The sequence below is a fragment of the Desulfotignum phosphitoxidans DSM 13687 genome, from assembly GCF_000350545.1.
GTDB classification, from domain to species: domain Bacteria; phylum Desulfobacterota; class Desulfobacteria; order Desulfobacterales; family Desulfobacteraceae; genus Desulfotignum; species Desulfotignum phosphitoxidans.
Genome location: NZ_APJX01000003.1, coordinates 168,921 through 188,830 on the forward strand (window position 1 = coordinate 168,921; position 19,910 = coordinate 188,830).

Sequence of the window (19,910 nt, forward strand, 5' to 3'; positions counted from 1 at the left end):
TGTGCGGATGGCCGCACAGTTGATTTGCGTTTTTTTTGCTCCAGATCATTTTAAAACCTGTATCACACCCCGGTTTATGTCTGTTTCGTCGTCCTGGCATAAATATTGATATTATCTCTTGCAAAGGGCGCACCGGCCCGGTCTTGAAACTGAATATCAGGGCAAGCGGCAGGTGTCAAACAGATCCACGATTGGTAACATCAAAAATTCAAGGAGGTCGAAAAATGAAGGAACTGTTAAGAAAAACCTTGTGTGTCCTGGCTGGCGCCATGCTGTTGCTGGGAAGTGTCAGTGTTCAGGCAAGCGAAACCCCGGAAAAGGTTACCGTGATTTACGGGGGGTCTTCCTGGCTGGGACATTATCCGGCATGGGTGGGCATTGAAAAAGGATTGTTCCAGAAACACGGCCTGGGCGTGTTGTTTCAGAATTTTTATGCCTCTTCCGGACGAATGGGCTCTCTGGTGGCAGGGGATCTGGATGTGGCCGCCACAGGCAGCATTTCAGCCATTGCATTGATGGCTGCCGGATCCAAAGGATTCATGGCCTTTGCCACGCCGGACTCCTATGCCACAGTGGAAGGGATCATTGCCAATGATAACATTAAAACCATTGCGGATCTCAAAGGAAAACGCATTGCCGCCCCGTTTGCCTCCAGTGCCCATGTGCTGGTGCTGGATATCCTGGAACAGCACGGCCTGGATCCTGAAAAGGATCTGACCCTGCTGAACCTGAAAGTCAATGAAATGCCTGCGGCCATGGGCTCCGGTGAGATCGATGCCTGTGCGGCCTGGACCCCGCATTTCAACAAACTGCTGGACATGCCCGGCAATCATCTGCTGGTGGATGATACGGAATTCAGCCTGTATAAAAAATATAAACTCGGCCCCGGGCCGGATCTTCTGGTGGTGAGAAAAGAGTTTGCACAAAAATTTCCCAACACCTGTAAAGCGTTTGTCAAAGGATATTTTGAAGCTGTGGACATGCTCATCAATGACCCGGAAGAAAGCGCAAAGGTGCTGGTAAAACTCACCAACTTAAGCATGGAAGACCAGATGACCGTGCTTCAGGACATTTCCTGGATTCCGGGTCAAGAGCAGCGGGCTCTGATGGTGGATCCCGGCGACTTTGTCACCGGCATGCAGCAGCTGGCTGAATTTCTGGTGAAGCACAAACAGATCGACAACGCCCCGGCGGTTCAAGAATGGATCGTAGAATCCATGGTCCCTTAAACCGTTTTTCATCCTGAAAAAAAAGGGCCTGTCTGCCATACATCGGCGGGCCCTTTCCTCAAAAATCCATTTACCCGGAGAATTTCCATGGAAATCAACACCCCGTCCAAATCTCTGGCCGTGAGCATCGTCTCCCTGGTGATATTCATCACAACCTGGGAATTGATCTGCCGGCTGGGATTCATCGAACCCCTGTTTCTGCCGGCCCCTTCCCAGATCCTGTCCCGGGCTGTTAAAATGATCGAAAACGGTCAGCTGATCTCCCATACCCTGGCTTCCACCCGCCGGGTCATGGTGGGATTCTTTGTCTCCAGCATGGTGGCCATTCCTTTCGGCATTTTTCTGGGGTCTTCCCGATTTTTCATGGCCGTGTTCGATCCGATCATTTCCCTTTTGCGGCCCCTGCCTTCCATGAGCTGGATTCCCTTGTCTCTGCTGTGGCTGGGGATCACGGAAACCCAGAAATACTCCATCGTGTTCATGGGGTCGTTTGCCCCGTCACTGCTGTATATCATCGAAGCCACCAAAAGCATTGATCCCTTGCTGATCCGGGCTGCCAGAAATCTGGGGGCTTCCAAACTGGATGTGATGAAAGAGGTGATTCTACCCGGATCTTTGCCCCAGATCATTGCCGGGCTCAAGGTGATGCTGGGGATTGCCTGGACCTGTATCATCTCTGCCGAGCTGGTGGCGGCCAGAGAAGGCCTGGGTTTTATGATCATGAACGGCAAGGAGTATTTTCAGACCGATACCGTGCTGCTGGGCATGGTGATGATCAGTATTACCGTGATGGTGATTGATGTGGTGTTCCGAAAATTTGAAAGGAGACTCTTGCCATGGACCCGCTAACACAGGATACCAAAATTGCCGTTCAAAATGTCACCAAAATTTTTCAAAGCAAACAAGGGAAAAAACAGGGCCACGAAGTCGTGGCCCTTAAAGATTTATCCCTGGAAGTCAAAGATGGTGAATTTCTGGTGATCGTAGGGGCATCAGGCTGTGGCAAGACCACGCTGCTCAACCTGGTGGCCGGGTTTGATAAATCCTCGGACGGACAGATCCTGCTGGACGGCAACCCAGTGACCGGCATTACGCCGGAATGCGGCATGATTTTTCAGCAGTATGCCCTGTTTCCCTGGAAAACGGTACAGGAGAACGTGGAATTCGGCATGAAAATGAAGCGCATGCCCCGCAAGGACCGCAAAGCCCGGGCCGACCGGTTCATTGATATCGTAGGGCTCAAGGGGTTTGAAAGAAGTTATCCCCATCATTTGTCAGGGGGGATGAAACAGCGGGTATCCATTGCCCGGAGCCTGGCCAACGACCCCAAGGTGATGCTGCTGGACGAGCCGTTCGCAGCCCTGGATGCCATGACCCGCCAGGTACTCCAGGAGCAGCTGGTGCGTATCTATGAAAAACACCGCAAAACCATAATTTTCATCACCCACTCCATTGACGAAGCATTGCTGCTGTCTTCCCGGATTATGGTAATGACAGCCCGGCCCGGCCGGATCGCCCAGGAGATCATCAATGATCTGCCTTATCCGCGCAACGCGGAAGTTCAGCTGTCCAGCCGCTACATGGAGCTCAAACGCATGATCTGGGACAGTGTCCAGGCCGAGGTGATGAAAAGCATGGAAGTGGAGGCGGATTAAACCGGGCCTCCGGCAGAGGCTTCCGGCTTCATTTTATTATGGCTTCCCGGGTATCGAAGATTATCTGATGACCACTTCCACCCGCCGGTTTCCGGGTTCAGCAACATCATCCGGAGTTTTGACAAGCAGCTTCCCCTCACCATGGGAGGTGACCTTGATATGATCCGGAACCGCGCCGTTGGCAACCAGAATATCAAACATGGTTTTAGCCCGTTCCCGGGCAAGTCGGTAATTGTTTTCTTTGCTGCCCACCGTGTCAGTATGACCTGATATGACAATATCATTTGAGCGTCGCGTCAGGATGGTCTGGATGATTTGCGGTAAAAGTGGTTCAGATTCCTTTGTCAGCACATTTGAACCCGGCAGAAAATAAAGAATAAATTTTTCCGGGGGCATGGGTCTGGCATCCAGTGCATCGGAAAAAACGGCACGGATCTTACTTTGGCTCAGTATTGTGGGGGTGGCGGGCGCCGTTGTTTTGTCTTTGATATCCACGGACTGATTGGCCTGATCCAGGGTCTGGGTTCCGGCCTGGTTTGATACTTCGAGTTTTCCGACATGTCCGTCCGGATCCGGAATCAAAACCACGGTGCTTTTGGTCCCGCAGGCACTGATTGTCAGAAAAAAAACAGAACAGATGAGTAAAAAAAGTTTATGGTTCATTGGTCCACCTTTACAAGAAACTGGGTGCCCCGAACACCAATGGCTGCATCCGGGGTATGAAATTTGACTGCACCAGGGGCCTGTTGTCCGATAATGCCGGAAAGATAGGAAGCGGTGCCATGAAACATGTCAATGATCATGGAAAACAGGCTGTTTTCAGGTGCAAACACATAATCTTTGATATTGATTTCAGTGACAGGACCTAAGGATAACACGGTATTGTCTTCAAAAATGATACCGGCGGTACTGTTTGTCAAAGTTTTCAGCCCGTCCCCGGAATAAAGCCGATCACCGATATGTAAGGATGTTTGTGTCGTGTCCCGGACGACAAACACATCGCCTTTGATTGTTTTTATGGTTCCGATGGTTACAGGATCCGCTTTTACCGGACCGGTTAACAATAATGCCATGATCAAACACAAGATAGGTATTCTCATGTGACAGTCCTTAATTTTTTACTGCGGTTGAGCGTTGAGTTGCCGGGTGATATGTCTTTTGTTATTCTTTTTATCCTTCCGGCAGATATTTTACAAGCAGTTCCGGGAAAAGCGTTAAAAATAATACCGCACCCAGATTTCCGGCCGGAAACGGTCCGGTTTTTCCCCGAATTCGGTTTGGGCATCACCGATAGGTACGCCGATCCGGCCGTTGATCTCCAGGTTGGTGACCGGGGTCCAGGTCAGGCCGGGCTGGAGATTGAGGCTGTGATCGTTCAGATTGACCACGGCAGAGACCCAGGTGGTCAGATACAGGATTTCCAGGGGTTCTTTTTGTGAAATTTTGGCATACAAATAATCTTTGCCCGGATTGCGCTGACGATCCGGAGACGGCAGAAAGATCCGGGAATCATCATCACCGGCCCCGTTGTGATAGTATTCAGCAATGAATGTGGTGTCATGGGCATTTAAATACCGCAGACCCAAAAGGCCGGAGATCTGATTTTCCGTGGTCTGAGAAAAATTGCTGCCGGATGTGACATCAGGGGTCAAAGCATCTTTTTGAAACGCCAGCTCTCCATGGACGGCCAGGTTTTCCGCCAGATTTTTCGCAAAATCAAGCCCCAGACTCAACGGATGGTCCGGCCCGTTGAAAAAAATAAAATCAATGTCTGTATCATGCCAGAGCAGATACAGCTTCAAAGCGGTGTTCACATCCCCGTGTTGTCCGAAGTCCGTGTTGAACCAATCGTCAGCCACGGGCAGCACCAGGGCCGTGATGCCGAAATTGTTCAGGGATCCGTGTGTAAAACTTTTGATGACATCAATGCCTGCCAGGGTCCGGCCTTCCAGGTTCAGGGACGGATCATCAGGGTCTTTGGGCCGGTTGAGAAATCCAGCCGGGTTCCAGGCATAGCCCGTGCCCCAAAGTACCGGTTTTTTGCCGGCATCCAGGGTCATATTGGGGGCAGGGGACCATGACAGATACGCCTCATAGATATCATTGTCCCATGTGTCCTGCTCAAAGGTGCGGGTATAGGCATGGCGGGTCAGGACCCGGGCCTGGAAGGATGATCTGCGCCAGGCCGCTGAAAGTTCTGCAACGGCCTGGCCGTCATGGGCATTGGTACCCGGATCGGTTCCGGCATACAGGCGCCCGTATCCGGCGGTCTGGTCATCCAGCCGGTGCCAGGTATACCGGGCCGTGATTCTCCCCCCGAATGACCAGGCGGATGGTTCTGCTTCAGGAATGGCAAAATCATATTCCGATGCCCCGGCCGGGAAGGGCGGCAGTCCCCACAGCATCAGGCAGATGATCAGAACAGACACCCGCCTTGACCGTGTCGGGCAAAGATTTGAAAATCCGCCGGACAGATCCTGGGTCATCGCCTGGTTTACCGCAGGTCCTTGACCCGGGACATGTAGTTCAGAGTGAACACCTCATCGGGCAGATCCCGCTTTTTCAGATTGGCTGAAACCATGATGGATTTGTATCCCTGGTACAGCGGACTGTCCGTTTCCATGACCGCGGGTCTGACCACCCCGTCGCCGATATCCTTGATTTCCTTGAAATGAAGCGTCTTGATAAGCATGCCCGTGGCGGCATAGCACTCGATTCTGGTGGGCACAAGTTCCTGTTTAAGTACCCACATTTTGAGCCGGTCATAGGCCACGACCCCGGTTTTGGCCTTGAGATCCAGCAGATGCTGCCCCTGATCCTCTGCCAGGTCGGCCACATCATATTCCACATGATAGTCCAGGCGCATGATATCCGCATTGTTGAACACCCCGCCCACCACGGACTGCATGCTGGTGATGCGGATGGGTTTGCCCACGTTGGGGATGTACAGCCACATGTTGTCTCCTAAGCGCAATGTGGCCCGGCCTTCCTCACTGGCCGGAGAGATGAACAATGTCACAATCTTGTCCATGTCTTTTTTCAGAAACCAGAGCACAAACTCTTTTTTTTTGCCGTCCGGTTCAATGTTGATGATTTTGCGGTACATTTCCAGGTTTCCGGGCTGCAGGTTGTGGTCCACCTGTTCCAGAATCTGTGCGCCCGTGAGTGTTTCCTGGGCTGAAACCAATAGTGGACTTGCCAAAATCAGCATCGCACACATTATCCATGAAAATACAGCCGGCAGATGCATTGATTGTCCGGCGCGGCGCAAAGCGGATTGAAAATATGTCATAACATCCTCATTTTTTAATATGGTTTGATTTGAACTCACACATGGCGCAGGGCATCCACGGGTTCCAGGGCCGCGGCCTTGGCTGCGGGCTGCAAACTGGCAAGCACGGACACCAGCAGCACGATGAGGCAGGCGGAGATCACCTCGCCCGGGGTCACGGACGGGGCCAGCTCAAATACCTGGTTGGCCCCGCCGAACGCCACTTCCACGCCGGTCAGGTTCAGGATCCACAGCACTCCGGTTCCCAGGACCGCACCCACCAGGGCACCCGTGAGGCCTAAGCAGAACCCTTCCGCCACAAACAAGGCCATGATCCGGAACGGCTGGGTACCCATGGCAGCCAGGGTACCGATTTCTCTGACCCGTTCATACACGCTCATGATCATGACATTGAGCACGCTGATCAGCACCACGGCAATCAGAATGATTTTAATCCCCAACGTCATGAGATCGATCATGCGCACCACGTTGTAAAACGGGGTGAGCTGCTGCCAGGTATGCACCTCGAACAAGGGCTGGCCCTTGGGTGTGGTCATGGGGGTCAGGGCCTGGTTCACCCGGTCCGCCACGGTTGCCAGGGTGTCAAAACCCGTGACCCGCACGGCCACCTCGCTGATTTCCGGGGTTTCCATGCGCAAAAGCGAAGCCGCATCGTCCAGGTGCAGGTATCCGTCCCGGCCGCCCGGGCCCATCAGGCTTTCCACCACGCCGGCCACCACAAAGGTCATGCCGTTCACGGAGCCATCCTTGTTGTTGGCCACCAGCACCACGGTATCCCCCGTGCCGATTCCCATGCCTTTGGCCAGAATTTCAGGCAAAAGCACCTGGCCGGGAGTCAGCAGCACATCAGGATTCAGGGGATTTTTTATCCGGGACGGCAGCAAAGGTACGGCCGTCAGTTCTTTTTTGGGGTCAATGCCGTTGAGGCGCACATTGGTGGTCTGGGCAAAATTGCTGAGCATGGCCCCGAATTTGATGCGGGGAGAAAATCCGTCCACCCCCGGTGTCTGGTCCAGAATATCCGTCAGTTTGTGAAACGGTTTTTCCGGGATCATCCGGTCCAGGGGCAGATTGTCAATGCTGGCCATATACCCTTTTTTGTGCACCTGGAGATGACTGAGCACAGAATCGGTGATCTGGCCCACGATCGCCCGTTTGAAAGACCCGCTCAGGCCTGTGAAAACGATCACCGCCATGACGCCCACGGCAATGAGCAGCCCGGTGAGCAGGGTGCGGCGCTTGTACCGCAGCAGGTTTCTGATGGCTAAAGACATTACTTTGATCATATGCCACCTCCCAAGGGATCAATCATATTTTCAGACGCATCTTTCAGGCGGCCGTCCTCCATGTGAAAAAACGCCTCAGCCTGGTCCATGATCCGGGGGTCATGGGTGGAAAAGATGAATGTGATGCCGAATTCATCCCGCATGCGTTTCATCAGATCGATCACCTTCTGGGCAGTGGCCCCGTCCAGGTTGGCTGTGGGTTCATCCGCCAGCACCAGGGCCGGATTGCCCACCAGGGCCCTGGCAATGGCCACCCGCTGTTTCTGTCCCCCGGACAGCTGGGCCGGATATTTGCCGGCCTGGTCTGCCATACCCACGGCAGCCAGCACTTTTTCCACGGCCGGTCCGCGGTGGGATTTGGGTAAGTCCTGGATCATGAGCAACGGATATTCCACGTTTTCATGCACAGTGAGCACGGGCAGCAGATTGAAATCCTGGAACACGAATCCTAAGTGTTTTCCTCTGAACGCCGCACTCTGACGCCGGTTCATGTTGCCGGTGGCCTGTCCGGCCACGGTCACGGTTCCTTTGGAAGGCTGATCCAGGCATCCGATCAGGTTCAATGCCGTGGTCTTGCCGCTGCCGGACGGTCCCACAAACGCGGTGAACATCCCTTTGGGAATCTTCAGACTGACATCTCCCAACGCCGTGACCGTGGTTTCACCGGTCCGGTAGATTTTGGAAACGGTTTCAAATGTAACGATGTTCATAAATGACCCTTGGTTTCAGTTATTAGATGAGATCGCTGTCGAGCTGGTTCCGTGCCATTTTCCACGGATTGTTTTTCCTTTGAGTCTTTAATCAGGTTGTCGGATCAGTATAATACTTGAATACAGGGGGATCAAGCTCAATAATGGGCCGCATGATAACGGCCTGTTTTTTGTGTTTGACAAGAATTGTTGCAGAGTTCAGACTGGCGGAAAAAATAACCATGACAACTTCACAGACAAAAAAAATGATCCCCCAGCCGCCGGACGGCAAATTCACGCACCCGGTGGTGCTGGTGGGGTGTCTGTGTGCAGCCGAGGTGGCCGGTATGCTGGGGGTGTTTGCCTTTCCGGCACTGCTGCCGCATTTTATGCAGATCTGGGAGTTGTCCGGCAATCAGGCCGGGTGGATCAACGGCATCTATTTTATCGGTTATACCGGCGCCGTGCCCGTGCTCACCAGCCTCACGGACCGGATGGACGCCCGGCGGATCTACCTGGCCGGATGTGTCATCGGCATCATTTCCAACCTGGGGTTTGCATTTCTGGCCGGCGGGTTCTGGACGGCGCTTCTCTTCCGCGCGCTGTGCGGTATTTCCCTGGCCGGTACCTTCATCCCCGGGCTCAAGGCCCTCATGGACCGGGTGGCCCCGTCTGCCCAGCCCCGAAGCATCGCGTTTTATACGGCCTGCTTCGGCCTGGGCATGAGCGCATCGTTTTTTGTTGCCGGCCAGGTGTTTGAAAAATGGGGGTGGGAAACCGCGTTTGTTGCGGCTGCCGCCGGGTCCGGCCTGGCCCTGGTGCTGGCAGGGGTCATCCTGACACCGGTATTGCCGCCCGATACCGGCCCCACGGTTAACCGCCATATCCTGGATTTCCGCCCCGTGTGGCAGAACCGCAATGCAAGGGCCTATATCCTGGCCTATATGTGCCACACCTGGGAAATGTTTGCGGCCCGGGCCTGGCTGGTGGCGTTCATGGCCTTCAATCTGTCGTTGCATCCGGGATCTGAAAGTTATCTGATCCCCACCACGGTGATGGCTGTGGCCGGGATCGCCGGCATGCTGGCCAGCATTGCCGGGGCCGAACTGGCCGTGCGGTTTCCCAGAAAAACCATGGTGATCCTGATCATGGGGGTGTCCGGCCTGATATCTGTGACCATCGGGTTCTGGGCCGGGCTGGATCCGGCCTGGGTGGCAATGCTGTGCATTGTGTACACCATTTTTTTCCAGGGAGATTCCGCCGCCATCCACGCCGGGGTGATTACTTCGGCCCGGCCGGACCTGCGTGGGGCCACCATGGCCCTTCAGTCTTTGGGCGGATTCGGGGCTGCGGCTTTAGGCACCATTGCGGCCGGGTGGGTGCTGGATCTGTCCGGCGGGGGGCACAGTGTTTTCTCCTGGGGCTTCACTTTCGGGTCCATGGGCCTGGCGGCAGCCCTGGGAGTGATCCTGGTGGCACGGATCGCCGATTAAACCAGACCGCCCGACAATCCCGGGCCCCCTAACTGGCAGTTGACCGTTTCACTTTTATTCCGCATGGTTGCCCCCCTGTTGTATGCAGATCTATTTATTGGCTCAATCTGAAACTGGCAATACGATTAAGGCTTATGCCGGACTCAGCAGCTTGTATGGCCAATTTTCTATGCGCTCAAGCCGGTCTCCTGCATCCTTTGCCCATTAACATCATTCCTGGACAAATCGACCATATCAAGTTTTGGAAGGGTATCCATTTTTTTTCCAGATAAATATTCAGACCGGCTATCCAATCGAAACGAGGCTCTTCGAATTCAACAAGAAAATCAATGTCACTATCAAACGTTTGCCGATCTTTGGCATAAGAACCAAAAATCCCGATATGAATGACACCAAAATTTTCCTTTAAAAAAGGTTTTTCAGCCTTTATCAAACTTATTATTTCATTTCTGGAAAGAGTTTCATTCATTTGCTGGTTTAAATCCTGTCGGTAATTCATACTCACAACATTTTTAATTTTCAAACACACTGGTATTATCAGGTTTATGATTGCAATGATATCATAAATTTTTTCGAACCCTGAATATTCAGCCATGGGATCAATATCGTACCGAATAGTTCAAATTTGGATACTGATTAACAATCAACGCTCAATGCGTACCTTCACCCGACGTCTGCCCCACCTTAGAGCGTCCTTGTGTGAATCAAAATAGAGATCGAGCCTTTCCGGGCCTTTGATGGCACCACCGCGATCATTTACTACCCCCCATCCATATCCGGGAATCTTCATGCGGGTGCCGAAAGGATAATATCTGGTATCGGCGGCAATAGTTCCATCTTCGGGTAACCAGAGCCAGGGTGGCGCCACACGGTGGGGAACCTTCCAGGGATGGGTGACGGTATCCACCGACAAGAGACCATCATAGCTCTCCTGCGGGTCCTTGCCGCTGGCTGTCTTACCGGTATATTCCTTGCCTTTATTCTTGCCCTTGGTAATATAGCGATCCCAAAAATTGAGTTTCAATAAGGCCCAACTGCCTCGATGCCATTCACAACACTTTTTACAGCCGCAATAAGCGGTGGTCTCCATTATTCGCACCTCATGCCGAGCACAACTGGAGGAAAGCCCCAGCAGAAAGACAAGAGCACATAGTGTCAGAAAAAAATCGAAAAGACTGCGACGAATGATATCACCTTACAACACATAAATTCGTATAAGACAAATATATAGCCGATAATCATCGGAAGGACAAGAGGGGGGCCAATAAGGTGGGACAATAACCTGCGATGCAAACGGCCTTTCTCTGAATAGGTTGTTACCGATAGCATTGGTATCCTGAAAGAATCACGCACCCCGGAGGTTTTGAGTAGGAGAACCTTGAGTCCCGAGATAACCCATTTTTTTCAATTTTTCCCTGGGATCGATAAAGATAATTTTCCCATCTTTCCACTCCGGTATTTTCAAATCCATATTTGCCGCTTTTTCAAGTGCCTGTTTTGATGCCCGGTGCATCGCATTCAAGGCTGATTTTGAATATGATTCTTTTGTCATGGTTTTTCCTCTACCACCTTTGGAATATTTCCGGAATTATCAAAAATGACCCAGGTATCAACCAGTTCCTTATAATGATTCAAAAAATTTTTCCAACCCCGGTGATAACGCCGTTTAACGACGTCAACCGGGACATTGTGCCCACCTTGGGCCACCCTTAATTGAACGCGTTGAACCGCCATTTCTTCATCGGGAAGGCTGAGATAATACAAGATCACATCATACCCGATTTTTTTCCATTTTTGGATCTGCCTGATATAATTCAATCCGCTCAATGTTGTCTCAAACGCAAAGGATTCTCTTTTGGCAACTATGGTATCCATTCTTTTCAAAAACAATTTTCCAGCTTCTAAAGCAACACTCTCCGGATTAAAGGGAGCGATTCCTCTGGCAATCAGATCGGCATTTATGAAATTCAGGCAACCTGCTTCTGCTGGAAGAAAATTCTCAGCGAATGTTGTCTTCCCTGCCCCATTTGGCCCTGCGATGATATAGCATTTCATTTGTTTGCCAATGCGTTTTGTTCTGAATACACTTTTTAAGCTCACAAAATATTTTCAAACCAACATTATCATTTTTTACATAATAATGGTATTCATTATCAACTGACGATTGAGATTTTCAAGTTTTGGATAATGAACCTTAACTTTTATCCGAGGTCATATCCAGCAATTTCCGCACATTCTCCGTCATGTCCGCCATGGAAAATGGCTTCTGGATAAATGACACCCCGTCATCCAGGATTCCTTGGTGGGCAATGACATTGGCGGTATAGCCGGACATGAACAAAAGCCGGATGTCCGGATAAAGATCAGTGATTTGTCTGGACAGGTCTCTCCCATTCATCTCTGACATGACCACGTCAGTCATTAGCAGATCAATGGCACCGGAATGACTTTTTGCCTTTTCCACTGCCTCTGAGGGAGTGGCTGCGGACAGCACGGTGTAACCTTTCCTTTCCAGCATCATCCGGGTCATCCTGAGAATGGAAGGTTCATCTTCCACCAGCAGGATGGTTTCTGTTCCCCCGGCAATAACTTTTTTCTCAGGAACTGCCTTGTCGGTTTCTTTATCGTCAACCAACCGGGGCAGGTAGATTTTGAAAGTGGAACCCTGGCCGGGTTCGCTGTATACATTGATGAACCCGTTGTTCTGTTTGACAATGCCATAGATGGTCGCAAGTCCCAAGCCGGTGCCTTTGCCCACCTCCTTGGTGGTGAAGAACGGCTCGAACAGATTGTCCAGAATATCCTTGTCCATGCCGCAGCCGTTGTCACTAACCGCCAACAGCACAAACTCTCCTGGGATAAATCCAGCGTGTTCTTTGCAGTATTCTTCATCAAATGTTTTTCTTCCAGTTTCAATGGTGAGTTTGCCCACTCCGGAGATGGCATCCCGTGCATTCACACAGAGGTTGGCAAGGATCTGGTCAATCTGAGACGGGTCCATTTTTACAGGCCACAAATGCGCCCCCGGCTGCCATACCAGATCAATGTCTTCTCCGATGAGCCGGCGCAGCATATTGAGCATGCTCTCCACAGTATCATTCAAATCTATCTTTTTGGGGGAAATGGTTTGTTTTCTGGCAAAAGCCAACAGCTGTTTTGTGATGTCTGCCGACCGCTTCGCTGCTTTTTGAATTTCTTTGAGGTCATCATGCAGCTCGTGGTTTTCATCTGCCTGCAACAATGCTAATTCAGTGTGCCCCAGAATCACCCCCAGCATGTTGTTGAAGTCATGGGCCACACCGCCAGCTAAACGGCCTACGGACTCCATTTTTTGGGCCTGCTGAAGCTGTTGTTCAGTCTTTTTTTGTTTTTCAGATATTTGACGAAACCGATTCAAAAGCAGATAAAATATGGGTAAAGAGCCACATATGACCAAAATGGCCATAATAATAGTTTCTATTACGTTGGATTTTAGAATTTTATTTATATCGGAAATCTCAAGCTCCGCAACCGCTAAGTAGACTTTTCCGTCAGGACTCAGCTCAGGAACCGCCATAGCTCTGAATGTCCCCCACCTGTCCTCATGAGTGAAAGAATAAGCTTTGCCACTATCAAAGGCCCTGTGAAAATTCTCATCAGCTTCTTTGAAGTGGGTAAAATACCTGACTTCCACATTTTGATCCAATTCCTCTTTAGTGGCGCTTGATGCTGTGATGTAAATGGCATCATCGTCTTGTACCAGCGTATAAAGGAATGTACAACCAGCCCTATTTGTGAATTCGGAAATCGCCTTAATATTTTGCCAGTCCTCTTCAGCCGCAATAGCTTCTGAGTTCTTTGCCCGATCATGAAAGTCTTTGGGTAAAAGATTTTTAATGCTGAGTGCAGCGACAAACAGCTTATTATCTATAAGAGACAGAGTTTCGCTTTTCTTTACATTATAAGAATAAATAGAGACACTTAGCAAAATAATGGCTAAAAATGTAAACGCCATAGTAAACGCCAGCCAGTCTCGTGATACTGGTTGTGTCAATTTGAGGTTTTTATTCTTCAATCTGATTCCCTTTGCTCACCTTGCATCAAGATTAATCCCTCAAGCGCCGACACATGCTTTTGTATTCTTGCATTATTAGAAAGTCCGCCAAAACTCAAGTATCTTGCAACAAAGCTTAATTCCATGAAAACTCAACCATAGTTTCGATATCATGAATTGCCGTATCAATGAAATGCGTGCATGTCAATTAGATAATCCTTATCCGCGTTAGGGAAAAATACGTAATGCCTGCATTTTTTTCGATAACGTCGGCTTAAACCAGGCCGCCTAAAGCCACGGTGATGGCTTCTCCGCTGACGCCGCTGGATTCTTCGGAAGACAGAAATGCGATCACGTGAGCCACTTCTTCGGGGGTCGCCACCCGGCCCGGCGGGTAGAGGGCCGCCCGTTCCTTCCACACCTCATCCAGGGTGATGCCGCGTTTTTCAGCTTCGGCTCCGGCGGATTTTTCCGCCATGGATGTCCGCACCCATCCGGGAAGCACGGCATTGGAGGTCACCCCATGGGGCCCGGCATCCCTGGAAATCGCGCGCATCAGGCCCAAAAGCCCGTGTTTGGCGCTGGTATAGGCACTGCCGGCATATTCCGCCTTTTCGCCGGCCGTGGAGCTGGTGAACACACACCGGCCATAGCCCTGTTCAATCATGTCTTTGACAACCATTTGTGACAGATAATAGGGCCCGTCCAGGTTGATACGCAGGGTTTCCTGCCACACTTCCGGCGGCTGTTCCCATATCACCCGTTCATGGGCCGAACCAATGCCGTGATTGCACACCAGAATGGATACCGGCCCTAAGCGCTCACGGGTTTGCTTGACGGCAAAGGCACATCCGTCAGGGGTTCCCAGGTCTGCGGCCACATAATCCAGTCCCAGGGTTTTTAATTCATTTTTACTTCTTGCAACGGCCATGACCCGGGCACCCCGGGATGTCAGCAGTTCAGCCGTTGCCCGGCCGATACCGCGCCCCGCACCTGTTACCAGTGTGACCCGTCCTTGGACTCCCGGCATGCGTTTCCTCCATTTTCAGGCGTGGTGCCTGTTGTTTTTTTTGTGGCAAAATTCACTGGGCCTCATTTTTAATGTCTCCGGGGAGTTCTATGGTGGCCGCATCGATATCAAAGATTTTTTTGCCCTGCACATAGTCTTTGGTGGCATACTGGGAAATCTTCTGAATTTTGGCAGACAGCTCCATCATGCGCAGGGTGTGTTTTTTTATGAGCTGTATCAGGTCTTGTTTCTGGGATGGTTTCAGGTTGGGTGCCGCCAGTTTTTCAATCCCGATCAACACCACCTGAAGCGGGTTGTTCAGCTCGTGGCTGACTGCGCCGGCCATTTCAAGAATGGCCCTGAGTTTTTCCTTGTCCCGCTGTTCCTGTGCCACCTGCTGCTGCTGGGTGATATCCATGAAATACCCCAATGCGGCCCGGGTTCCCTGGTGTTTGACAGAGGTCACTGTTTCCATGACCCATTTTATTTGACCCATCCGGTCCACGACCCGGAATTCGTAAGGTGTGGTCCGGCGTCCGGCCAGCATCTGCCGGGCGCACTCCAGAACATGGTCCTGGTAATCCGCATGTACCAGGTCCAAAGACTTCATGCCGGTCAGTTCATTTTGTGCATATCCGGTAATCTTGCAGAATTGAGGATTTACATAGACGAACCGGCCTTTTTGCACGATATAACTGCCGATCAAAGCGCTGTTCCGGCTGTGTTCCAGTTCCTCTTCCGCCTGTTTTCTCTGGGTGTTGTCCCGAACGAATCCTTCAATGGCAATGGCCCGGTGATGCCGGTCCCGGACCACGGACCACCGGTCATGCATCCACCGGGTGGTGCCGTCGGCACCGATGTAGCGGTATTCGACATCTCCGGTGGTTTCACCGGCTTCCAGGGTTTTTTTTCTTGCGGCCCGAAGCTTGTCAGCGTCCTGGGGGTGGATGCGCTGGGCCACAGTCCCGGAGGTCAATACCGGCCGTCCCTGCTCCCGGCTGCCGAACAGCGCCAGAAACCGCTTGTTAAAAAAAGGAAAGGTCCCGGATTCAATATCAAACAGATAGATGGCATCCTGGGAATGATCGGCCAGCTGCTGAAAGCTCTCGGACAGTGTCCGGATAATATCCGGATCCCCGGTTTTGTTTTTGGCTTCGGCAGCACGCTCCAATTCCCGGATTCTGGCTTCCAGTTCTTCATATGTGGGTTTGACTGACATGGGATGGCCTCAGGAAAGGGATGCCGGGGTTTCCGGGGTGGTCAAAGCCCCGATGGCCGCCGAACACACGGCCACGGAAGCATCTGGATGATCAGCAGTGAATTCATCATTGTTTTTGGAAAAAATCGCCTGCCACCTTGTTTGGTCCGGGCTTCCCGGGCACAGGTCTTTCAAGTGAAAGCCAAAGCCTTTTGATTTCAGCGTGTCTGCCAGTTCCAGCGCGGCATGGATGTCTGTGGCCGCATGGGCCGGGAGGGCATTACCGAGATGTTTTTTAAGTTCATTTTCCAGTTTATCAGAAATGGATGAGTCCATGGTTTCCTCCGGTTCAGGGGTTGTCGGATTCCATCATATGGGATTGAAATGGAATGTCAATACTTCAGATTGTCAGCAGGTCAGATGAAAACAGGCGGCTACCCCTTTTGCCGTGCCTGCCAGGGCATTGTATTTTTCAGCCGCCTTTTTTGAGGACATCACCATGGCCGTGATCCCTTTTTCCTGAAGATCTTGTACCAGTGTGGCATGGGGCCTCATCAGGCCCGGTTTTCCCGTGCCGATCACCAGGATTTCGGCATCAGTTTCCAGAACCGGTTTTAAGTCTTCCAGCGTCAGCCGGTGCCCGGATTTTCTGATCCACGGGCTTAACACGGACCCGTCCGGCAGGATCATCAGGTCCTTTCTAAATTCTTTGCCGTTGACGGTCATTTTGCCGAAGGAATAAGAATTGATCATTTATCCCGCCTTTGTGTTGTCCAGTCTGATTGTTTCATTTTGACATTACATTGTCTGCATTGTGTTTGCAACGAAGATTTCAGGGTCGGCGACATCATGAATTTCCGTTTGAACGATTTTTTCTTTTTTCAGGTTGATTATATTCAAAAAACGCTTAATATAGTTGATAAGATGAATTGATTCCTGAAGCTTCTCGATGTTACTCTTTGCCAGGGATCCGCGGTTTTCCGGAATTTCGTTTTGATATTTCGGGTGATTTTTAACTAAACCCAGAAAGGAGTTTCCCATGGAAGTCAAAGATTACTGCAATGCAATGCTGGCTGAAGTTTCTGCTTGGAAAAACAAACTGGAGGCCATGAAAAAAACGGCTGACTCATACAGTACCCAGCAGAAAGAAAAGGTGCTGCCGTTGATTGGACAGCTGGAGCAGGAGGTTGCCACAGCCCAGATGCGGGTGGATCAGCTGGAAAAAGAGTGCCCCTCTGACTGGTCTCCCATGAAAAATGAACTGGACGATCTTTTCGGCACGGTGGGAAGCAATGTGAATCGCGCCTGGAAAGACCTCGAAGCCGGGAATGTCGGCGGATGATCCAATGTTGATCTGAAACGGCTGATTCAATCAGTATTCAAAGGCTTTGCGCACACGCGCAAAGCCTTTTTGTTTGCCGGGCCTTTACCCGGGACCAGGGGGTTTCCAGTAAACGACACCCTGGATCGGGTTTTCATACCAGGGGCTGTTTTCCTGAATCCAATGGTTTCTAAAGGTGCATGGCTTCTGTCAGTCGATCAGTCATTGAAAAACACCGCCAGCCACACTGTGGTCCGGTCCGGATCAGTCCAGGTGATACTCCATGTCATCAAAGATATCTTCCAGGGTGTAGAGCAGTTTGTCTGCTTCAGCCAGGCGCCGGTCGGCGATGTGTTCTTCAATGGCATGAAAGGTCTGTATCAGCTGCTGTTTGTGATCGAGCAGCACCTGCCGCAGCGGGGTGCCGTCGTATTGGTAGAGCAGCATGTCGATCTTTTTGGCCAGCTCGTACAGGGATGGGTTGCCGTCCACGAGATCCGGGTCCTGATATCCCAGGTGCCGGGCCAGGCGGGGGTAGGTTTTTTCAAAGCTTTTTTTGTAAAACGGCCGGATGGTCACGGTGATCTGCATATGCTGGCTCATGGGATTTCTCCTTTGTCCATATCCTGGAGGGTGAGTCGATCATGGTAAATTCCGGGGGTGGAACCGGCAATGGTCTGGGCTCCGGCTGTTTTGACAAAAAATTCCGTGGGCCCGGCACCGCCGATGACCGCATAGGCATATCCCTTAGCTGCCATGGCGTGAAGGCAGGACAAAAGCAGGGCTTTGCCGATGCCGGTACGGCGGTATTTTTCATCCACGCCCGTGGGTCCGAAAAAATTCAGGCAGGTGACGTCATGGCAGGCAAAACCGGCGATGTTTCCAGCGTCGGTGGCAATGAAACAGGACACCGGGACACGGGTGAAGGCCACGTCACATTCACCGGCCCAGCCCGTGCCGAACCGGTGTGTCACCCATTGGACCACGGCACGTTTTTCATATGCCATGGCCCGTCTAATCACAATGCCCTGTTCAGCCTGACGGTTCCGCTCTGATGCGGCCCCGGGCAGGTCATACAGCCGGACAAGCAGGTCGGGCATTTTTAAAAATCCATGTGCCAGCCGGCACCGGCAAAGGCAAACCGGTCTTTGAACCGGTGAAAGAGCCGGGCCGCGGCTTCGTTGCCCGTGCAGTGGGACACGGCAATGGTGCGGACCTTAAATTTGTCAAACGCATCCATGGCCTGTTCCAGCTGGGCCGGGTCATTGACAAATCCCAGGTGGGTGCCGCCGATGACTGCGGAAAATGTCTGATGCCCGGTTTTTTGGGCAAAATGTTCCATGATGTTGACAATGCCGGAGTGGGCGCACCCGGTGAGAATTACCGGTCCGGTCGGGGTCTCGATAAGCAGGCTGGCATCGTCTTTGAACGGGTCGGGAACAAATCCGTCACTGGTTTCGGTCACCAGTCGGTCATCAGAGGGTTCAAACGACCAGGTCCGGGGCACCTGGCCGGAAAAGAACACGCCCGGGGCGATTTCAGTGAAGTCGCTGTGGAACTCGAACCGGGCGTTGATTGTCTCTTCCAGTGCTGTTTGTGAAAACGGGATCCCGATATAGGTGGGAGGCTCTCCTTTGGGCATCACATATTTTGCGGCAAACAGGTCCGGATGGGCATGAATGGGCAAAGGCCGTTCCCGGGCCGGGATCTGCATCAGCCCGCCGGTGTGGTCAAAATGGCCGTGGCTGATCACCACGCCGTCCAGGGCGGCCAGATCGATTTTCATGGCCTTTGCATTGTGGGCCAGTCCCAGTCCCTGGCCCGTGTCCATGAGCAGACAGGTGTCCGGGGTTTTTATCAGGGCCGCGAACCCGTGTTCGCCCATGATGTCTCTGGCCATGTGGGCCCGGTTTTCACAGATAATGGTGATGCGGGTGTGTGTCATGGGACAGCTCCTTTATATGCGTGTCACAACCGGATGTGCATGTTCATGAGGCGGCAACCACCGGCCGGGGATCGGCCTGATATGAAGTGATGAACATCCGGTTTTTGTTTTCAAAAAACACCACCCCGTCCAGGTATCCGATGTCTCCGGCTTCTTCGTGGGGCAGTCCCAAGGCAAATTCCTTGAGGGGAAAGATGTTCCAGTCATGGGATACGCAGATGGCGATCTCATTGTCCGCCAGGCCGTTGACTTGTTCGGTCATGAACCGGGTGAGGGCGGCCGCGGTGGTTGCCGGATTTTCCATCACGGTGTCATCCAGCCGGCTGTCAAACCAGTTGCGGATGTATGTATAGGTGCCCTGTTCCTTGAGCAGGGCCAGGGCTTTTTGGTTGTCCTTGATGTAAAACGGGGCCAGCTGTTCTTTTGGCTGGTTGTGGGGAAGTTGTATGCCGTGCTGGCGTGAGAATCCTTTATCAATGAGATAGGCGGTTTCAATGCACCGGCCGATGTAGGAGGAGTACATCCGAGGCAGAGGACCTGCCGGCAGATTTTGTCCCATTTCCACAGCATATTGTAAGCCTTCAGGTGTGAGATTCATGAAGGGTTCCATGCGGGCCTGGGTGGAATAAAGCCGCTCGGAATGTCTGATAATTGCGGCTATTTTTGTGATACCTTGGTTTAATAGTTGTTTGATGACAGTGAGGGTCTGGTCGGATTTAACTTCATATTTTCGGCTCATGGCAGGGTACGAAATCTCCTG

24 protein-coding genes and 1 pseudogene are annotated in these 19,910 nt (G+C 51.8%); 5 read left to right on the plus strand and 20 right to left on the minus strand.

Translation table 11 applies throughout. The annotated features are described in order from the left end of the window. The first annotated feature begins 224 nt into the window (after nt 1-224). The 3 genes from DPO_RS08260 (at nt 225) to DPO_RS08270 (ending at nt 2,884) form a co-directional block, all read left to right on the plus strand. The gene (locus DPO_RS08260) at nt 225-1,229 is read left to right on the plus strand and encodes an ABC transporter substrate-binding protein (protein WP_006965356.1); all 1,005 of its coding nucleotides are present in this window, start codon (nt 225-227) and stop codon (nt 1,227-1,229) included. An 87-nt stretch (nt 1,230-1,316) separates the two neighbouring features. After that, entirely contained in the window at nt 1,317-2,078 is a 762-nt protein-coding gene (locus tag DPO_RS08265) for an ABC transporter permease (RefSeq protein WP_006965357.1), read from the plus strand. Beyond that, the gene (locus tag DPO_RS08270; RefSeq protein WP_006965358.1) at nt 2,066-2,884 is read left to right on the plus strand and encodes an ABC transporter ATP-binding protein; all 819 of its coding nucleotides are present in this window, start codon (nt 2,066-2,068) and stop codon (nt 2,882-2,884) included. Before DPO_RS08265 ends, DPO_RS08270 begins: the two co-directional genes overlap by 13 nt. A gap of 60 nt (nt 2,885-2,944) precedes the next feature. On the opposite strand, the gene DPO_RS08275 is transcribed toward DPO_RS08270, so the two are convergent. The 6 genes from DPO_RS08275 to DPO_RS08300 all read right to left on the minus strand — a co-directional run bounded on the left by DPO_RS08275 (nt 2,945) and on the right by DPO_RS08300 (nt 8,172). Next, nucleotides 2,945-3,547 carry an OmpA family protein gene (locus DPO_RS08275; protein WP_006965359.1) on the minus strand — a complete coding sequence of 201 codons (603 nt, stop codon included), beginning with the start codon at nt 3,545-3,547 and terminating at the stop codon, nt 2,945-2,947. Next, on the minus strand, nt 3,544-3,984 hold the full coding sequence (locus tag DPO_RS08280) for a FecR family protein (RefSeq protein WP_006965360.1): 441 nt from the start codon (nt 3,982-3,984) through the stop codon (nt 3,544-3,546). Before DPO_RS08280 ends, DPO_RS08275 begins: the two co-directional genes overlap by 4 nt. Before the next feature lie 114 nt (nt 3,985-4,098). Beyond that, on the minus strand, nt 4,099-5,370 hold the full coding sequence (locus tag DPO_RS08285) for a hypothetical protein (protein ID WP_006965361.1): 1,272 nt from the start codon (nt 5,368-5,370) through the stop codon (nt 4,099-4,101). Nucleotides 5,371-5,378: 8 nt separating this feature from the next. Beyond that, nucleotides 5,379-6,095, minus strand: a complete 717-nt coding sequence (locus DPO_RS08290) for an outer membrane lipoprotein-sorting protein (protein WP_236609930.1) — start codon at nt 6,093-6,095, stop codon at nt 5,379-5,381. 116 nt (nt 6,096-6,211) lie between these two features. After that, the gene (locus DPO_RS08295) at nt 6,212-7,462 is read right to left on the minus strand and encodes an ABC transporter permease (RefSeq protein ID WP_006965363.1); all 1,251 of its coding nucleotides are present in this window, start codon (nt 7,460-7,462) and stop codon (nt 6,212-6,214) included. Continuing rightward, entirely contained in the window at nt 7,459-8,172 is a 714-nt protein-coding gene (locus DPO_RS08300) for an ABC transporter ATP-binding protein (RefSeq protein ID WP_006965364.1), read from the minus strand. The genes DPO_RS08295 and DPO_RS08300 overlap by 4 nt, the downstream gene beginning before the upstream one ends. Nucleotides 8,173-8,393: 221 nt before the next feature. Between DPO_RS08300 and DPO_RS08305 the strand changes: the two genes are divergently transcribed. Beyond that, complete coding sequence (locus DPO_RS08305; RefSeq protein WP_236609931.1) at nt 8,394-9,644, plus strand: MFS transporter; 1,251 nt, start codon at nt 8,394-8,396, stop codon at nt 9,642-9,644. A gap of 94 nt (nt 9,645-9,738) precedes the next feature. Here DPO_RS08305 and DPO_RS26435 read toward each other — a convergent pair. The 10 genes and pseudogenes from DPO_RS26435 to DPO_RS08350 form a co-directional block, all read right to left on the minus strand. After that, nucleotides 9,739-9,816: pseudogene (locus DPO_RS26435) on the minus strand (toxin-antitoxin system HicB family antitoxin); the annotation flags it as partial. 3 nt (nt 9,817-9,819) lie between these two features. Further along, on the minus strand, nt 9,820-10,239 hold the full coding sequence (locus DPO_RS23865; protein ID WP_006965366.1) for a nucleotidyltransferase family protein: 420 nt from the start codon (nt 10,237-10,239) through the stop codon (nt 9,820-9,822). A gap of 48 nt (nt 10,240-10,287) precedes the next feature. Then, the gene (locus tag DPO_RS08315; RefSeq protein ID WP_006965367.1) at nt 10,288-10,734 is read right to left on the minus strand and encodes a 3D domain-containing protein; all 447 of its coding nucleotides are present in this window, start codon (nt 10,732-10,734) and stop codon (nt 10,288-10,290) included. 255 nt (nt 10,735-10,989) lie between these two features. Next, nucleotides 10,990-11,196: a hypothetical protein gene (locus DPO_RS25835; RefSeq protein ID WP_006965368.1), complete on the minus strand. Its 207-nt coding sequence runs from the start codon at nt 11,194-11,196 to the stop codon at nt 10,990-10,992. After that, nucleotides 11,193-11,699, minus strand: a complete 507-nt coding sequence (locus tag DPO_RS08325) for a zeta toxin family protein (protein ID WP_006965369.1) — start codon at nt 11,697-11,699, stop codon at nt 11,193-11,195. The genes DPO_RS25835 and DPO_RS08325 overlap by 4 nt, the downstream gene beginning before the upstream one ends. Nucleotides 11,700-11,838: 139 nt before the next feature. Next, nucleotides 11,839-13,698, minus strand: coding sequence for an ATP-binding protein (locus tag DPO_RS08330; protein ID WP_236609932.1), 1,860 nt, complete (start codon nt 13,696-13,698; stop codon nt 11,839-11,841). A gap of 253 nt (nt 13,699-13,951) precedes the next feature. Next, a complete protein-coding gene (locus DPO_RS08335; RefSeq protein WP_006965371.1) occupies nt 13,952-14,707 on the minus strand; it encodes an SDR family NAD(P)-dependent oxidoreductase in 756 nt (251 codons plus the stop codon). Between the two features lie 52 nt (nt 14,708-14,759). Then, a complete protein-coding gene (locus DPO_RS08340) occupies nt 14,760-15,905 on the minus strand; it encodes a PAS domain-containing sensor histidine kinase (protein ID WP_006965372.1) in 1,146 nt (381 codons plus the stop codon). A gap of 9 nt (nt 15,906-15,914) precedes the next feature. Continuing rightward, nucleotides 15,915-16,220 (minus strand): hypothetical protein, encoded by a 306-nt coding sequence (locus DPO_RS08345; protein ID WP_006965373.1) that lies wholly within the window; start codon nt 16,218-16,220, stop codon nt 15,915-15,917. 72 nt (nt 16,221-16,292) lie between these two features. Next, on the minus strand, nt 16,293-16,637 hold the full coding sequence (locus DPO_RS08350; protein ID WP_006965374.1) for an Mth938-like domain-containing protein: 345 nt from the start codon (nt 16,635-16,637) through the stop codon (nt 16,293-16,295). Nucleotides 16,638-16,923: 286 nt separating this feature from the next. Between DPO_RS08350 and DPO_RS08360 the strand changes: the two genes are divergently transcribed. After that, nucleotides 16,924-17,226 (plus strand): sll1863 family stress response protein, encoded by a 303-nt coding sequence (locus tag DPO_RS08360; protein ID WP_006965375.1) that lies wholly within the window; start codon nt 16,924-16,926, stop codon nt 17,224-17,226. A 243-nt stretch (nt 17,227-17,469) separates the two neighbouring features. Here DPO_RS08360 and DPO_RS08365 read toward each other — a convergent pair whose 3' ends face one another. Genes DPO_RS08365 through DPO_RS08380 form a run of 4 tightly spaced genes read right to left on the minus strand, consistent with a single transcriptional unit; the run spans nt 17,470 to nt 19,889 of the window. After that, on the minus strand, nt 17,470-17,808 hold the full coding sequence (locus DPO_RS08365; protein WP_006965376.1) for a hypothetical protein: 339 nt from the start codon (nt 17,806-17,808) through the stop codon (nt 17,470-17,472). After that, on the minus strand, nt 17,805-18,305 hold the full coding sequence (locus DPO_RS08370) for a GNAT family N-acetyltransferase (protein WP_006965377.1): 501 nt from the start codon (nt 18,303-18,305) through the stop codon (nt 17,805-17,807). Before DPO_RS08370 ends, DPO_RS08365 begins: the two co-directional genes overlap by 4 nt. A gap of 2 nt (nt 18,306-18,307) precedes the next feature. Further along, entirely contained in the window at nt 18,308-19,150 is an 843-nt protein-coding gene (locus tag DPO_RS08375; protein ID WP_006965378.1) for an MBL fold metallo-hydrolase, read from the minus strand. 43 nt (nt 19,151-19,193) lie between these two features. Next, the gene (locus DPO_RS08380; RefSeq protein WP_006965379.1) at nt 19,194-19,889 is read right to left on the minus strand and encodes a histidine phosphatase family protein; all 696 of its coding nucleotides are present in this window, start codon (nt 19,887-19,889) and stop codon (nt 19,194-19,196) included. Nucleotides 19,890-19,910 lie beyond the last annotated feature (21 nt).

Excerpts from the sequence above, each read along its gene's own strand:
- DPO_RS08335 (WP_006965371.1), bottom strand. The coding sequence starts at position 14,707 with ATGCCGGGAGTCCAAGGACGGGTCACACTGGTAACAGGTGCGGGGCGC.
- DPO_RS08290 (WP_236609930.1), bottom strand. The coding sequence starts at position 6,095 with ATGCTGATTTTGGCAAGTCCACTATTGGTTTCAGCCCAGGAAACACTC.
- DPO_RS08350 (WP_006965374.1), bottom strand. The coding sequence starts at position 16,637 with ATGATCAATTCTTATTCCTTCGGCAAAATGACCGTCAACGGCAAAGAA.
- DPO_RS08325 (WP_006965369.1), bottom strand. The coding sequence starts at position 11,699 with ATGAAATGCTATATCATCGCAGGGCCAAATGGGGCAGGGAAGACAACA.
- DPO_RS25835 (WP_006965368.1), bottom strand. The coding sequence starts at position 11,196 with ATGACAAAAGAATCATATTCAAAATCAGCCTTGAATGCGATGCACCGG.
- DPO_RS08305 (WP_236609931.1), top strand. The coding sequence starts at position 8,394 with ATGACAACTTCACAGACAAAAAAAATGATCCCCCAGCCGCCGGACGGC.
- DPO_RS08370 (WP_006965377.1), bottom strand. The coding sequence starts at position 18,305 with ATGCCCGACCTGCTTGTCCGGCTGTATGACCTGCCCGGGGCCGCATCA.
- DPO_RS08315 (WP_006965367.1), bottom strand. The coding sequence starts at position 10,734 with ATGGAGACCACCGCTTATTGCGGCTGTAAAAAGTGTTGTGAATGGCAT.
- DPO_RS08345 (WP_006965373.1), bottom strand. The coding sequence starts at position 16,220 with ATGGACTCATCCATTTCTGATAAACTGGAAAATGAACTTAAAAAACAT.
- DPO_RS08340 (WP_006965372.1), bottom strand. The coding sequence starts at position 15,905 with ATGTCAGTCAAACCCACATATGAAGAACTGGAAGCCAGAATCCGGGAA.
- DPO_RS08285 (WP_006965361.1), bottom strand. The coding sequence starts at position 5,370 with ATGACCCAGGATCTGTCCGGCGGATTTTCAAATCTTTGCCCGACACGG.
- DPO_RS08365 (WP_006965376.1), bottom strand. The coding sequence starts at position 17,808 with ATGAGCCAGCATATGCAGATCACCGTGACCATCCGGCCGTTTTACAAA.
- DPO_RS08280 (WP_006965360.1), bottom strand. The coding sequence starts at position 3,984 with ATGAGAATACCTATCTTGTGTTTGATCATGGCATTATTGTTAACCGGT.
- DPO_RS23865 (WP_006965366.1), bottom strand. The coding sequence starts at position 10,239 with ATGGCTGAATATTCAGGGTTCGAAAAAATTTATGATATCATTGCAATC.
- DPO_RS08260 (WP_006965356.1), top strand. The coding sequence starts at position 225 with ATGAAGGAACTGTTAAGAAAAACCTTGTGTGTCCTGGCTGGCGCCATG.
- DPO_RS08270 (WP_006965358.1), top strand. The coding sequence starts at position 2,066 with ATGGACCCGCTAACACAGGATACCAAAATTGCCGTTCAAAATGTCACC.
- DPO_RS08380 (WP_006965379.1), bottom strand. The coding sequence starts at position 19,889 with ATGAGCCGAAAATATGAAGTTAAATCCGACCAGACCCTCACTGTCATC.
- DPO_RS08300 (WP_006965364.1), bottom strand. The coding sequence starts at position 8,172 with ATGAACATCGTTACATTTGAAACCGTTTCCAAAATCTACCGGACCGGT.
- DPO_RS08265 (WP_006965357.1), top strand. The coding sequence starts at position 1,317 with ATGGAAATCAACACCCCGTCCAAATCTCTGGCCGTGAGCATCGTCTCC.
- DPO_RS08295 (WP_006965363.1), bottom strand. The coding sequence starts at position 7,462 with ATGATCAAAGTAATGTCTTTAGCCATCAGAAACCTGCTGCGGTACAAG.
- DPO_RS08375 (WP_006965378.1), bottom strand. The coding sequence starts at position 19,150 with ATGACACACACCCGCATCACCATTATCTGTGAAAACCGGGCCCACATG.
- DPO_RS08360 (WP_006965375.1), top strand. The coding sequence starts at position 16,924 with ATGGAAGTCAAAGATTACTGCAATGCAATGCTGGCTGAAGTTTCTGCT.
- DPO_RS08275 (WP_006965359.1), bottom strand. The coding sequence starts at position 3,547 with ATGAACCATAAACTTTTTTTACTCATCTGTTCTGTTTTTTTTCTGACA.